Raw genomic sequence first — 13,884 nt, 5'->3', positions numbered from 1 at the left:
TCTGGATCGGATGCCGACTTGATACGTCCCCTCCTGCTGTCACTCAGCCTGGCCTTGAGCTTTCCCGCAGCCGCGATGGTGAGCGAAAGCCACGGATACGCGCAGTTCGGCACGCTCAAGTACCCAGCCACATTCACCCATTTCGACTGGGTCAACCCGCAAGCGCCCAAGGGCGGCACCTTGCGGGCCATGGCTTTCGGTACCTTCGACACCCTCAACCCCTACACCTTCAAGGGGTCGAGCCCGATTACCACGCCCAATTTCCAGCAATACGGCATCAGCGAGCTGAACGAGCCGCTGATGGTCGGCACCGGCCAGTACGACCCGTCCGGCGACGAGCCGACCTCCAGCTACGGCCTGATCGCCCGCTCGGTGGAGTACAGCGAGGACCGTAGCTGGGTGGTGTTCAACCTGCGCCCGGAAGCCCACTGGCATGACGGCAAGCCGATCACCTCGGCAGACGTGGCTTTCTCCTACCGCACGCTGCTCAAGGATGGCCACCCGATCTACCGCACCAACCTGCAGGAAGTGCAGCGGGTGGACATCCTCGGCCCGCTGCGCATCCGCTTCGTGTTCAAGCGCGCCGGCAACCCGCTGCTGATCCTGCGCCTGGGCGAAATGCCGGTGCTGCCCAAGCACTACTGGCAAAAGCGCGACTTCAAGGCCACCACCTTCGAGCCCCCGCTGGGCAGCGGCCCCTACCGCATCACCCAGGTCCAGCCTGGGCGCAGGCTGGTGTTCGAACGGGTGAAGAACTACTGGGGCAAGGACCTGGCGGTAAACCGTGGCAAATACAACTTCAACCGCGTGGAATACGAGTTCTACCGCGACGCCACGGTCGCCTTCGAAGCGTTCAAGGCCGGCGAGTTCGACATCTATATCGAGCACCAGGCGAAGAACTGGGCCAACGGCTACAACTTCCCGGCCGTGCGCCGGGGCGAGGTGATCAAGGCGCAGATCCCGCACCGCATCCCCACGCAAACCCAGGGCCTGTTCATGAACAGCCGCCGGGCCACCTTCAGCGACCCACGGGTACGCCAGGCGCTGGGGCTGATGCTCGACTTCGAGTGGACCAACCGCGCGCTGTTCAGCGGCGCCTACCGCCGCTCGACCAGCTACTACCCCAACAGCGAGTTCGCCGCCACCGGCCTGCCTACCGGCAAGGAATGGCTGCTGCTGGCGCCGTTCCGTGACCAGTTGCCGGCCGCCTTGTTCAGCGAACCCTACAAGGTCAGCCAGACCGATGGCCGTGGCATCAGCCGCCAGACCTTGCGCCAGGCCCTCGGCCTGCTCGCCGAGGCCGGCTGGAAGCTGAACGGCCAGCGCCTGGTCGACAGCAAGGGCCAGCAACTGCGCATGGAGCTGCTGCTGGTAAACCCCAACCTTGAACGCATCCTGCAACCGTATGTCGAAAACCTGGCCAGCATCGGCATCGATGCGCGCTTGCGTACCGTGGACCGCGCCCAGTACAAACAACGCCTGGACCAGTTCGATTTCGACATGATCCTGATGACCCTGAACCAGACGCTGAGCCCCGGCCTCGAACAGTGGCTGTACTTCCACTCCAGCCAGGCCACGACCAAGGGCAGCAAGAACTATGCTGGGGTCAAGGACCCGGTGGTCGACCATCTGCTCGACACCCTGCTCGCCGCCCGTACCCGCGATGACCAGGTCGCCGCCGCCCGCGCACTGGACCGCGTGCTCTCATGGCAGTACTACATGATCCCCAACTGGTACCTCGACAATCATCGCCTGGCCTACCGCAACCGGTTCGCCTTCGTCACCACGCCGCCCTACACCCTTGGGCTGAACAGCTGGTGGATCAAGACTTCGGAGAAAGCCCAATGACGCCAACGCACCGACTGCGCCGGCTGGCCGGCAGCCTGTTGCTTGCCTGCCTGAGCCTTCCCGCCCTGGCCGCACCGCAACATGCGCTCACCCTGTACGACGAGCCACCCAAGTACCCCGCCGACTTCAAGCACTTCGCCTACGTCAACCCTGACGCACCCAAGGGTGGCACCTTCCGCCAGTCCAGCTTCGGCGGCTTCGACAGCCTCAACCCGTTCATCAACAAGGGCGTGCCGGCCGAGAACATCGGCAGCATCTACGACACCCTGATGCGCCAGAGCCAGGACGAGCCGTTCACCGAGTACGGCCTGGTGGCCGGCAAGATCGAAAAGGCCCCGGACAACAGCTGGGTGCGCTTCTACCTGCGCCCCGAGGCACGCTTCCACGACGGCCACCCGATGCGCGCCGACGACGTGGTGTTCACCTTCAATGCCCTGATCAAGGACGGCGCGCCGCTGTACCGCCAGTACTACGCCGACGTCGCCGAAGTGGTCGCCGAAGACCCGCTGACGGTGCTGTTCACCTTCAAGCACAAGAACAACCGCGAGCTGCCGCTGATTCTCGGCCAACTGCCGGTACTGCCCAAGCACTGGTACGAAAGCCGCGATTTCAACCGCGGCAACCTGGAAATCCCGCTGGGCAGCGGCCCGTACAAGGTCGCCGAGGTCAAGGCCGGGCGCTCGGTGCGCTACGAGCGAGTCAAGGACTACTGGGCCAAGGACCTGCCGATCAACCGTGGCTTCTACAACTTCGACGTCATGACCTTCGACTCCTACCGCGACACCACCGTCGCCCTGGAAGCACTCAAGGCCGGGGCGTTCGACTATGCGCTGGAAGTCAGCGCGAAGAACTGGGCCACCGCCTACAACGTACCCGCCGTGCGCGATGGCCGCCTGATCAAGGAAGAGTTGCCCAACGGCAACCCCACGGGCATGCAGGGCTTCATCTTCAACATCCGCCGCCCGGTGTTCCAGGACGTGCGCGTGCGCCAGGCGCTGAGCCTGCTGCTGGACTACGAGTGGACCAACAAGCAGCTGTTCAACGGCGCCTACACCCGTACCGGCAGCTACTTCGACAATTCGGAAATGGCCGCCCGCGGCCTGCCCGGCCCCAGCGAGCTGAAAATCCTCGAACCGCTGCGCGGCAAGGTCCCCGAGCAGGTATTCAGCGAAGCCTTCCGCAACCCGGTCAGTGACGGCAGCGGCATGATCCGCGAACAGCAGCGCCAGGCCTACAAGCTGCTGCAGGAAGCCGGCTGGAAAATCGTCGACGACAAGATGGTCGACGCCCAGGGCAAGCCGGTGAGCATCGAGTTCCTGCTGGCACAGACCGAGTTCGAACGCATCCTGCTGCCGTTCAAGCGCAACCTCGCCGACCTTGGCATCGACCTGAATATCCGCCGGGTCGACGTGTCCCAGTACATCACCCGCCTGCGCTCGCGCGACTACGACATGATCGTCGGTGGCTACCCGCAGTCCAACTCGCCGGGCAACGAGCAGCGCGAGTTCTGGTCCAGTGCCGCCGCCGACAACCCCGGCAGCCGCAACTTCATCGGCCTGCGCGACCCGGCCATCGACCAGCTGGTGGAACAGCTGATCAATGCCGATTCGCGGCAGAGCCTGATCGACCACTGCCGGGCCCTCGACCGCGTACTGCTGTGGGGCTACTACGTGATCCCAAACTGGCACATCAAGACCTGGCGCGTGGCCTACTGGAACCACATCGGCCACCCGGACGTCTCGCCCAAGTACGACATCGGCATCGACACCTGGTGGATCAAGCCCGGCGTAACCCCGGCCGTCAGCGAAACCACTGCGGACGAGGCCGAATAACATGCTGGCCTACATCCTGCGCCGCCTGCTGCTGATCATCCCGACCCTGTTCGGCATCCTGATCATCAACTTCATCATCGTCCAGGCCGCCCCCGGCGGCCCGGTCGAGCAGATGATCGCCAAGCTCGAAGGTTTCGAAGGCGCCACCAGCCGCATTGCCGGTGGCGGTGCCGAAGTGTCCGTGGCCGGCTCCAACTACCGTGGCGCCCAAGGCCTGGACCCGGCACTGATCGCCGAGATCGAACGCATGTACGGCTTCGACAAGTCGCCGCCCGAGCGCCTGTGGATCATGATCAAGAACTACGCCCGGCTGGACTTCGGCGACAGCTTCTTCCGCGATGCCAAGGTCATCGACCTGATCATCGAGAAGATGCCTGTGTCGATTTCGCTGGGGCTGTGGAGCACGCTGATCATGTACCTGGTGTCGATCCCGCTGGGCATTGCCAAGGCCGTGCGCCACGGCAGCCATTTCGACGTGTGGACCAGTTCGGCGATCATCGTCGGCTACGCCATCCCGGCGTTCCTGTTCGCCATCCTGCTGATCGTGCTGTTCGCCGGCGGCAGCTACTTCGACTGGTTCCCGCTGCGCGGCCTCACCTCCAACAACTTCGACGAGCTGAGCACCACCGGCAAGGTGCTGGACTACTTCTGGCACCTGGTGCTGCCGATCACCGCGCTGGTCATCGGCAACTTTGCCACCATGACCTTGCTGACCAAGAACAGCTTCCTCGACGAGATCAACAAGCAATACGTGGTCACCGCCAAGGCCAAGGGCCTGAGCCGGCCACGGGTGCTGTACGGCCATGTGTTCCGCAACGCCATGCTGCTGGTGATTGCCGGTTTCCCTTCGGCGTTCATCGGCATCTTCTTCACCGGTTCCTTGCTGATCGAGGTGATCTTCAGCCTCGACGGCCTCGGCCTGATGAGTTTCGAGGCAGCCATCAACCGTGACTACCCGGTGGTCTTCGGCACCCTGTTCATCTTCACCCTGCTGGGGCTGGTGGTGAAACTGATCGGCGACCTGACCTACACCCTGGTCGATCCACGCATCGACTTCGCCAGCCGGGAGCACTGACATGGCCTTGTCCCCCCTCAACCGCCGGCGCTTCGAGCGCTTCAAGGCCAACCGCCGTGGCTGGTGGTCGCTGTGGCTGTTCCTGATCCTGTTCGGCCTGAGCCTGGGCGCCGAGCTGATCGCCAACGACAAGCCGATTGCCGTGCGCTACGACGGCGAATGGTACTTCCCGGCGTTCAAGCGCTACCCGGAAACCACCTTTGGCGGCGAATTCCCGCTGGAAGCGAACTACAAGAGCCCGTACATCCGCGAACTGCTGGAGAAGAAAGACAGCTTCGTGCTGTGGGCACCGATCCCGTTCAGCTACCAAAGCATCAACTACGACCTGCGCGTACCCGCCCCGGCCCCACCGTCGGCGGACAACTGGCTGGGCACCGACGACCAGGGCCGCGACGTGCTGGCGCGGGTGATCTACGGCTTCCGCATTTCGGTGCTGTTCGCCCTGACGCTGACCCTGCTCAGTTCCATCGTCGGTGTGATCGCCGGCGCCTTGCAGGGCTTCTATGGCGGCTGGGTCGACCTGGCCGGGCAACGCTTCCTGGAAGTCTGGTCGGGCTTGCCGGTGCTGTACCTGCTGATCATCCTCGCCAGCTTCGTGCAGCCCAACTTCTGGTGGTTGCTGGGCATCATGCTGCTGTTCTCGTGGATGAGCCTGGTGGACGTGGTGCGCGCCGAGTTCCTGCGCGGGCGCAACCTGGAATACGTGCGCGCAGCCCGCGCGTTGGGGATGCGCAACGGCGCGATCATGTACCGGCACATCCTGCCCAACGCCATGATCTCGACCATGACCTTCATGCCGTTCATTCTCACCGGCGCCATCGGCACCCTCACCGCCCTGGACTTCCTCGGCTTCGGCCTGCCGCCGGGCGCACCATCGCTGGGCGAACTGGTGGCCCAGGGCAAGTCCAACCTGCAGGCCCCATGGCTGGGCATCAGCGCCTTCGCCGTGCTGGCGCTGATGCTGAGCCTGCTGGTGTTCATCGGCGAATCCGCCCGCGATGCCTTCGACCCGAGGAAGTGACATGAGTGAACAGAACCTGATCGAAGTGCGCGACCTGGCGGTGGAGTTCGTCACCGGGGACCAGGCCCACCGCGTTGTGAACGGCATCAGCTTCGACATCCGCAAGGGTGAGACGCTGGCACTGGTGGGCGAGAGTGGCTCGGGCAAATCGGTTACCGCGCACTCGCTCCTGCGCCTGCTGCCCTACCCCCTGGCCCGCCACCCCAGCGGCAGCATCCGCTACGAGGGCAAGGACCTGCTGCAGCAGAACGAGAAGACCATGCAGCGCATTCGCGGCAACCGCATTGCAATGATCTTCCAGGAGCCGATGACCTCGCTGAACCCGTTGCACTGCATCGAGAAGCAGATCAACGAAATCCTCCTGCTGCACAAGGGCCTGACCGGCAAGGAAGCAACCGCTCGCACCCTGGAACTGCTGGAGATGGTCGGCATTCCCGAGCCACGCAAGCGCCTGAAGGCCCTGCCCCATGAGCTGTCGGGCGGGCAGCGCCAGCGGGTGATGATCGCCATGGCCCTGGCCAACGAGCCGGAACTGCTGATTGCGGACGAGCCGACCACGGCGCTGGACGTGACCGTGCAGTTGAAGATTCTCGAACTGCTCAAGGAACTGCAGGCGCGTCTGGGCATGGCCCTGCTGCTGATCAGCCATGACCTGAACCTGGTGCGGCGCATCGCCCACCGTGTGTGCGTGATGCAGCACGGGCAGATTGTCGAGCAGGCCGAATGCGCCAGGCTGTTCAGCGCCCCGCAGCACCACTACACACAGATGCTGATCAATGCCGAGCCCAGCGGGCTGCCGGCGCACAACCCGGTGGGCGCGCCATTGCTGGAGGTGGATGACCTCAAGGTGTGGTTCCCGATCAAGAAGGGCCTGCTGCGGCGCACGGTCGACCATGTGAAGGCGGTGGACGGGATCAACTTCAGCTTGCCGCAAGGGCAGACGCTGGGGATTGTCGGCGAGTCCGGGTCGGGCAAGTCGACTTTGGGTTTGGCGATCTTGCGGCTGATCTCCAGCCAGGGCGGCATTCGCTTTCATGGGCAGGATCTGGAAGGGCTGAACCAGAAGGCCGTGCGCCCGTTGCGCCGGGAAATGCAGGTGGTGTTCCAGGACCCGTTCGGCAGCCTGAGCCCGCGCATGTGCGTGGAGGACATTGTCGGCGAAGGGTTGCGCATCCACCGCATCGGCACGGCGCAGGAACAGGAAGCGGCGATTATTGCGGCCCTGGAGGAAGTGGGGCTGGACCCCCGCACACGGCATCGCTATCCGCATGAGTTTTCCGGTGGGCAGCGCCAGCGCATTGCCATTGCCCGGGCGTTGGTATTGAAGCCGGCGCTGATCCTGCTGGATGAACCTACCTCGGCGCTGGACCGCACGGTGCAGCGGCAGGTGGTGGAGTTGCTGCGCAATCTGCAGCAGAAATACAACCTGACCTACCTGTTCATCAGCCATGACCTGGCGGTGGTCAAGGCGTTGAGCCACCAGTTGATGGTGATCAAGCATGGGCATGTGGTGGAACAAGGGGATGCGCAGGCGATCTTCCATGCGCCGCAGCATCCGTATACCCGGCAGTTGCTGGAGGCGGCGTTCTTGGAAGTGGATGCGGCTAGTTAGCTTTTGGGGGCTGCTGCGCAGCCCATCGCCGGCAAGCCAGCTCCCACACCGACCGCGCCGGCTTCAAGCCATGCGCTATCCCTGTGGGAGCTGGCTTGCCGGCGATGGGCCGCAAAGCGGCCCGAACCCATTCCCTCGAAGACACCCTAATCCAGGCCACCGACTACGCGCTATGCGCGGCCACCGTGGTGCATCAGGCCTTGCTACTGCAGCCCAAATCGCCGGCTTCGATCCTGATGATGACCTCGATGCATGAGCTGGAGGTGCTTCGGACTTTGCTTGAGTCGGCACTGGTTCAGGTGCAGATGCCCGCTGAGCCTCGGACTTTGCACTGAGGCTTTAGTGTTGCGTTGCCTGGGCTGGCCTCTTCGCGGGTAAACCCGCTCCCACAGGATCTCCACAGGCCTTGAGGTAGATGCAGTACCTGTGGGAGCGGGTTCACCCGCGAAAGGGCCCGTCCGGGCAGTCGATAATTTTGAGGGCAAAACCTCTTTTTTAAGAACGACTTGGTCCCTGTCCTGTAAACAGGCTTTTGCCGGTGCCACAAGCGTGCCGGACAGGGACTATGTCGAATTCTTGCTCAAGCGGCTCGCAAAAGATGGCCCGGGCAACTTGCCGTCGCTGGATGTCGCGGCACAGGCATTCAAAACGCTGGGCAGCAGGCCCGAGTAGTTCATTCGTGCACTTCGGCAGTTGGTTCACTCACCTGCGTCTGGGATGGGGCCGGATGAGGTGCTGCCGGTAATCGCATCAACGCTGCGTTCGGCGGCTGCTGGTCCTGCGCAGCCCGTAAAAAAAAGCCCTGATTTCAGGCCGATATCCAGGGCGGACGGTTTCAACAGCTGCCTGGCCATGTCGGCAGCCAATCCACGGCGCGGGAAGATGTTGATCATGGCTTTATTGGAAATTATTGAATACCAATAATTATTGGCAGCGAATAATTTAATGTAACGGTGTACAGGCAGGTCGGCTCGAAAGCCATCATCAAATTTTCTGACAACAATCGTCTTCCATCATCAGCCAGATCGGGCATAAATTCTCCACCGTCAACCCCAGCAGCAACGGTAGAGCCCCATGTCCAGCCCACAACACCAGCCCGCCTCCCCTGCCCTGACCACGCTGATCCAGCGCTCCGGCCTGCCCAGCCCTGCGCTCGGCGAAGCCCAGGCACATGCCGTGCTGCAAACGCACTACGGCATTGCCGGCAACCTGACGGCACTGGGCAGCCAACAGGACCTGAACTTCCGTGTAGACGCACCACAAGGCCGTTTCGTGCTCAAGGCCTGCCACGGCAGCTACGCCCAGCTGGAACTCGAGGCCCAGCACGCGGCCCTGGCCTACCTGCGCGAACAGGGCTTGCCAGTGCCCGCCGTGCGCCCGGCCAGCGATGGCCAGATGCTGCTGGCGTTGGAAATAGACGGGCAACCGCTGCGCATGCGCCTGCTCGACTACATCGACGGCCAGCCACTGACCCGCCTCAAGCACATGGAACCACGCCTGATGGCCGAACTCGGCGGGCTCTGCGCGCGGCTGGACAAGGCCTTGGCCACTTTCGACCACCCGGGCCTGACGCGCACCCTGCAATGGGACCCGCAACATGCCCAGGCACTGATCCAGCACCTGCTGCCCGTGCTGGGCAACGCCGAGCATCGCGCCCGCATCGAGCAGGCCACCCAGCTGGCCGCCGAGCACCTGGCGCCGCTGGTCGACCAGCTGCCAAGCCAGGCCGTGCACCTGGACATCACCGACGACAACGCCGTCTGGGCCCGCGACAGCGAGCGCCAGTGGCAGTTGCAAGGGGTGATCGATTTCGGCGACCTGTTACGCACTTGGCGCATCGCCGACCTGTCGGTGACCTGCGCGGCGCTGCTGCATCACGCCGAGGGCGACCCGCTGCGCATCCTGCCGGCCGTGCGTGCCTACCAGGCGCTCAACCCTCTGAGCGAAGCCGAACTGCGGGCGCTGTGGCCACTGGTGCTCAACCGCGCCGCCGTGCTGGTGCTGAGCAGCGAGCAACAGCTCGCCGTCGACCCTGGCAACCAGTACACCCGCGACAACATCGCCCATGAATGGGAAATCTTCGACACTGCCACCGCCGTACCCTTCGCATTGATGGAAGCGGCCATCCTGCAGGCTGCGGGCCTGCAGCCTGCCACGCCGGACCTGAGCGGCTGCGCCCCCCTGCTCCCGGAACTGGATGGGCACGCAGTGACGCGCGTCGACCTGGGCGTGCTCAGCGGGCATTGCGAGGCGGGCAACTGGGAGCAACCAGGCTTCGACCAGCACCTGCTGACCACGCAACCAGCCCCGGCCTGCAGCCTGCACGGGCAGTATCGCCTGTCGCAAACCCATATCGACCGCCCCGAAGAGCCCGCCACCTGTGCCCTGGGCGTCGAGCTGCATGTACCCAACGGCAGCCTGGTGCAAGCACCAGATGCCGGCACCTGGCAGCGCCATGGCGACGGCCGTGGCTGCCTGCGCAGCGCGCACTGGGCGTTGTGGCTGCAAGGCCTGGAAGATGCGCCTGCAGATGGCCAGGCCGTGGAAAAAGGCCAGTCGCTGGGCAGCAGTTGTGGCTTCCTCAGCGTGCAGCTGTGCCTGGATAGCGGCATTCAGCCGCCGTTCTTCGCCACCCCATCCCAGGCGGCCGCCTGGCTGGCCCTGTGCCCGTCACCAGCTGCGTTGCTGGGCTTCGACTGCAATGCCGAGCCGCTGCCCGACCCACAGGCCCTGCTGGCCCGCCGCGATGCCAGCTTCGCCCGCTCGCAGAAGCACTACTACGCGCAACCGCCTCACATCGAACGCGGCTGGCGCAACTACCTGATCGACATGCAGGGCCGCTCGTACCTGGACATGCTCAACAACGTCGCGGTGCTGGGCCACGGCCACCCGCGCATGGTCGCCGAGTCGGCACGGCAGTGGTCGCTGCTGAACACCAACTCGCGCTTCCACTACGCGGCCATCACCGAGTTCTCCGAACGCCTGCTGGAGTTGGCACCCGAAGGCTTCGACCGGGTGTTCATGGTCAACAGCGGCACCGAAGCCAACGACCTGGCGATTCGCCTGGCCTGGGCCTACAGCGGCGGGCGCGACCTGCTCAGCGTGCTGGAGGCCTACCACGGCTGGTCGGTGGCCACCGATGCCATTTCCACTTCCATCGCCGACAACCCGCAGGCCCTGGAAACCCGCCCGGACTGGGTGCACCCGGTCGAGGCGCCGAACACCTTCCGCGGCCGCTTCCGTGGCGCCGACAGCGCCACCGACTACCTGCGCGACGTCGACGCCAAGCTGGCCGATCTCGACGCCCGTGGCCGCCAGTTGGCGGGCATCATCTGCGAGCCGGTGTACGGCAATGCCGGTGGTATTTCGTTGCCGGCCGGTTACCTGCGCGAGGCCTATGCCAAGGTCCGCGCCCGGGGCGGTGTGTGCATCGCCGACGAAGTGCAGGTCGGCTATGGCCGCCTGGGCGAGTACTTCTGGGGCTTCGAGGAACAGGGCGTGGTGCCCGACATCATCACCATGGCCAAGGGCATGGGCAACGGCCAGCCACTGGGCGTGGTCATCACCCGCCGCGAGATCGCCGAAGCGCTGGAGGCCGAGGGCTACTTCTTCTCCTCGGCCGGCGGCAGCCCGGTCAGTTGCCGCATCGGCATGGCGGTGCTGGATGTGATGCAGGAAGAAGGCCTGTGGGACAACGCCCGCGACACCGGGCGCTATTTCAAGGCGCGCCTGCAGGCACTGGTGGACAAGCATCCGCTGGCCGGCGCGGCACATGGTTCGGGCTTCTACCTGGGGCTGGAACTGGTGCGCGACCGCGCAACGCTGGAACCGGCAACCGAGGAAACCATGGCCCTGTGCAACCGCCTGCGTGACCTGGGCATCTTCATGCAGCCGACCGGTGATTACCTGAACATCCTCAAGATCAAGCCGCCGATGTGCACCACCCGGGCGAGCGTGGACTACTTTGTCGACAGCATTGATCGGGTGCTCTCCGAAGACCTGTAAAGCATTGCGAAGCTGGCCGAGGAGTGTTCATACTTTTCGGCCACAACGCTTCCTCGTCATCAGGTTTACTGACAATGGCCTTTACCAGCGACTCCCTGGCAATCTTCCTCGCGGTGCTGGAGGCAGGCTCGTTCTCTGCCGCCGCGCGCAAGCTGGGGCGTGTGCCTTCGGCCGTGAGCATGGCCATCGCCCAACTGGAGGCGGAACTGGACCTGGTGCTGTTCGACCGGGCCACGCGCAAAGCCTTGCCCACCAGCGCCGCCCTGGCCCTGGAACCTCAGGCCAGGCAGGTAATCTGCCAGCTCAACCTGCTCGACGCCCAGGCCCTGCAACTGCACAAGGGCCTGGAAAAGCGCCTGACCATCGCCATGGCCCCCGAACTGCAGACCGGCCGCTGGAGCCAGCCGCTGGAAACCCTCGCCCAGGAATTTCCCAGCCTGGAAATCGAAGTGCGCTCGGCCACCCAGGCAGAAGCCATCCGCCTGCTGCATGACGGCAGCGTGCAACTGGCACTGGTCTTCGAACGGCCTGGCATAGACGAGCGCGAGTCATTCCTGGAGGCCGACAGCCAATTGCTGGTGGCCGTCGCCTCCCCCCGTCATCCAGCCGGGCAGAACAACGGCATGCCGTTGCCGGAAGAGGCTTTCGCCGAACAGCGGCAAATCATCGTGGCTTCGGGCAAGGCCACCGGGTCTGACCCGCGCATGGTGCTGTCGCGGCGCATCTGGCTGACCGACAGCTACCTGGCCACGCTCGACCTGGTGCAATCGGGGCTCGGTTGGGCCTACCTGCCGCAGCCGTTGGTCGAGCCATTGATTGCTTCGGGCGCGCTGGCGGAGGTGCGCTTCGACAACATGGCCAGCCGGTTGCGCTTGTGGGTGGACATCATCTGGGTCAAGTCGCGCCCGCTGGGCCTGGGCGCCCGGCGTTACCTTGACGTGATGCGCCAATGCTTTGAAACAGAATCCCCGAGGTCCTGAGTGATACGACTGCCTCGTCCGAAAGCGAAAAATCCTACAACTGGTTAGGAAGCCAATAACTACCTGCGGCATTGATTCCCCGTTAGGTTTCTGCTCGCCATCAAGAAGAAAAGGAACTTCTCATGTCGAGCCAGTCCGCGCAGGGCTACGTGCAGTCGGTCGATCACTTCGCCAACCAGCAGCGCCAACCAGAAGAGGCCCTCTACCTTTTACTGGACCCATTCGCCGGCTGCCCGCCTGAACACCCGCTGGCCATAGCTGCCCTCAACGAAGCGCTGGGTAGTGATGCCGTAACGCGCGTCGACTGCAGCGGGCTGGTGCAGGATCCTGAGTGCTGGCCAGCTCTGGTGCGGCTCGCCAAACCCGGCGATGCGCCCACAGCCCTTGCCCCATTAAGTGCGACCTGCGCCGCTCGTGAATCGGCAGCTACCTGGCACTACGTGTGTGGCTGGCTGACCAGCGATCAACCCGCCGACCTCATCGCCCAGCACATCAGCCAGCAGTGTCAGGTGCTGCACCAACCAGAACCGCACGGTATCACCGCCTGGTTCGAACCCGTGCGGCTGGCGCTGCTACGCGCGACTCTGAAAAACGCAGGCGAAGTCCTCGGGCCTGTTCGCAGCTGGCTACATCCCGATGGTTGTGGCAGTTGCGAGGTATTCGAGCGAGAACCCATGGTTGGCGAACTGGCCGTCCCCGAGGCCGTAAGGGCGACCCAGCATGTCGCACCACAGATCATTCAACTGCTCGGCGCCTGGCATCGCCTGAGTGCCGTGCAGCATCCCCATGCACCCTGGCACTTCGCAGGTTCCTCAGGCTTGCCGGAAAACGCCCCCACCCATGCCATGAACCTGATCCTCAAGGCGTTCAAGCAGGGCCTGCGCGACCGCGCCGATATCCAGTGCATGAGCCTGCACATGCTCATGATCCACCCACTGCTCCTTCAGCACCCGACCATCCAGCACGAGGTGGAAAAGGCAGCGGCCGGCGAGCAGCGCCTGGCGGACCGCTTCGCCAGCTACGACGACTGCACCTGGTCGCACATCGTCGCCGGCCTGCCGAAGGCAAGGAGTTACTCATGAGCATCAGCAAAGCCATCCACATCGCCATGCAGGAAGAGATCCCCAACACCTACGGCACCTGTAATGCCTGCGAACGCTCCGGCCTGCCGATTCTGCTGCTGCGCGAGGCCTACGCCCCGCGCCCGGATACAGGGCGCCCCTATCGCCTGGCAGACGATAGCGAAATCATCTTCCACCCGATGCACACCGACCAGTTGCGCCTCCTGCGCCAGGGTTATGTCTACGTACTGCTCGACCAGGAAATCTGGCAGGCCTACGAGGTAGCGGCGGAAGGTACCTTGCAGCGCTTTCCGGTGTCGCAGATGCCCTTGGGGCCACCCAGGTCGTTACCCAAGGTATGCGCCACCGAAGGCCACGATGTGATCGCCTCGTTCATCAACATCGATACCCTGCTCCACCGCAAGGCCTGGATCGCCTTCGCCAACGACC

11 protein-coding genes and 1 pseudogene are annotated in these 13,884 nt (G+C 64.1%); 11 read left to right on the top strand and 1 reads right to left on the bottom strand.

Features of this window, described 5'->3' with window-relative positions:
- Nucleotides 1-18: 18 nt before the first annotated feature.
- The 7 genes and pseudogenes from RYH74_RS19415 to RYH74_RS26580 form a co-directional block, all read left to right on the top strand.
- The gene (locus RYH74_RS19415; protein WP_212734927.1) at nt 19-1,848 is read left to right on the top strand and encodes an extracellular solute-binding protein; all 1,830 of its coding nucleotides are present in this window, start codon (nt 19-21) and stop codon (nt 1,846-1,848) included.
- Nucleotides 1,845-3,680, top strand: a complete 1,836-nt coding sequence (locus tag RYH74_RS19410; RefSeq protein ID WP_317409941.1) for an extracellular solute-binding protein — start codon at nt 1,845-1,847, stop codon at nt 3,678-3,680. Before RYH74_RS19415 ends, RYH74_RS19410 begins: the two co-directional genes overlap by 4 nt.
- Before the next feature lies 1 nt (nt 3,681).
- A complete protein-coding gene (locus tag RYH74_RS19405; protein ID WP_009686399.1) occupies nt 3,682-4,755 on the top strand; it encodes a microcin C ABC transporter permease YejB in 1,074 nt (357 codons plus the stop codon).
- Between the two features lies 1 nt (nt 4,756).
- Complete coding sequence (locus tag RYH74_RS19400) at nt 4,757-5,776, top strand: ABC transporter permease (RefSeq protein ID WP_013973404.1); 1,020 nt, start codon at nt 4,757-4,759, stop codon at nt 5,774-5,776.
- 1 nt (nt 5,777) lies between these two features.
- Nucleotides 5,778-7,388 carry an ABC transporter ATP-binding protein gene (locus RYH74_RS19395; RefSeq protein WP_038409989.1) on the top strand — a complete coding sequence of 537 codons (1,611 nt, stop codon included), beginning with the start codon at nt 5,778-5,780 and terminating at the stop codon, nt 7,386-7,388.
- A 104-nt stretch (nt 7,389-7,492) separates the two neighbouring features.
- Nucleotides 7,493-7,723, top strand: coding sequence for a hypothetical protein (locus tag RYH74_RS19390; RefSeq protein WP_075045822.1), 231 nt, complete (start codon nt 7,493-7,495; stop codon nt 7,721-7,723).
- Nucleotides 7,724-7,913: 190 nt separating this feature from the next.
- Nucleotides 7,914-8,162 (top strand): annotated as a pseudogene (locus RYH74_RS26580) (ATP-binding protein); the annotation flags it as partial.
- On the opposite strand, the gene RYH74_RS19385 reads toward RYH74_RS26580, so the two are convergent.
- Nucleotides 8,087-8,281 (bottom strand): hypothetical protein, encoded by a 195-nt coding sequence (locus RYH74_RS19385; RefSeq protein ID WP_237140949.1) that lies wholly within the window; start codon nt 8,279-8,281, stop codon nt 8,087-8,089. The pseudogene RYH74_RS26580 and the gene RYH74_RS19385 overlap by 76 nt on opposite strands.
- Nucleotides 8,282-8,462: 181 nt before the next feature.
- Between RYH74_RS19385 and RYH74_RS19380 the strand changes: the two genes are divergently transcribed.
- From RYH74_RS19380 to RYH74_RS19365, 4 genes are all read left to right on the top strand, one after another.
- Nucleotides 8,463-11,393 (top strand): aminotransferase, encoded by a 2,931-nt coding sequence (locus RYH74_RS19380; protein ID WP_286100225.1) that lies wholly within the window; start codon nt 8,463-8,465, stop codon nt 11,391-11,393.
- Nucleotides 11,394-11,467: 74 nt separating this feature from the next.
- A complete protein-coding gene (locus tag RYH74_RS19375; RefSeq protein WP_317409940.1) occupies nt 11,468-12,373 on the top strand; it encodes a LysR family transcriptional regulator in 906 nt (301 codons plus the stop codon).
- 122 nt (nt 12,374-12,495) lie between these two features.
- Nucleotides 12,496-13,455, top strand: coding sequence for a hypothetical protein (locus tag RYH74_RS19370; RefSeq protein WP_317409939.1), 960 nt, complete (start codon nt 12,496-12,498; stop codon nt 13,453-13,455).
- Nucleotides 13,452-13,884, top strand: a 433-nt coding sequence (locus tag RYH74_RS19365; protein ID WP_317409938.1) for a toxin VasX, incomplete at its 3' end; no start/stop codon positions are given. The genes RYH74_RS19370 and RYH74_RS19365, both read left to right, overlap by 4 nt.

Origin of the sequence: Pseudomonas sp. LSJ-87 (assembly GCF_032971465.1) — a bacterium.
Taxonomy (GTDB): Bacteria; Pseudomonadota; Gammaproteobacteria; order Pseudomonadales; family Pseudomonadaceae; genus Aquipseudomonas; species Aquipseudomonas putida_Z.
Note: the sequence above shows the minus strand (reverse complement) of the source record. Positions and strands in the feature narration are given on the sequence as shown.

Bases quoted from the DNA above. Each gene is read 5' to 3' on its own strand.
- RYH74_RS19410 (WP_317409941.1), top strand. From the start codon at position 1,845: ATGACGCCAACGCACCGACTGCGCCGGCTGGCCGGCAGCCTGTTGCTT.
- RYH74_RS19370 (WP_317409939.1), top strand. From the start codon at position 12,496: ATGTCGAGCCAGTCCGCGCAGGGCTACGTGCAGTCGGTCGATCACTTC.
- RYH74_RS19380 (WP_286100225.1), top strand. From the start codon at position 8,463: ATGTCCAGCCCACAACACCAGCCCGCCTCCCCTGCCCTGACCACGCTG.
- RYH74_RS19405 (WP_009686399.1), top strand. From the start codon at position 3,682: ATGCTGGCCTACATCCTGCGCCGCCTGCTGCTGATCATCCCGACCCTG.
- RYH74_RS19390 (WP_075045822.1), top strand. From the start codon at position 7,493: ATGGGCCGCAAAGCGGCCCGAACCCATTCCCTCGAAGACACCCTAATC.
- RYH74_RS19385 (WP_237140949.1), bottom strand. From the start codon at position 8,281: ATGATCAACATCTTCCCGCGCCGTGGATTGGCTGCCGACATGGCCAGG.
- RYH74_RS19400 (WP_013973404.1), top strand. From the start codon at position 4,757: ATGGCCTTGTCCCCCCTCAACCGCCGGCGCTTCGAGCGCTTCAAGGCC.
- RYH74_RS19375 (WP_317409940.1), top strand. From the start codon at position 11,468: ATGGCCTTTACCAGCGACTCCCTGGCAATCTTCCTCGCGGTGCTGGAG.
- RYH74_RS19395 (WP_038409989.1), top strand. From the start codon at position 5,778: ATGAGTGAACAGAACCTGATCGAAGTGCGCGACCTGGCGGTGGAGTTC.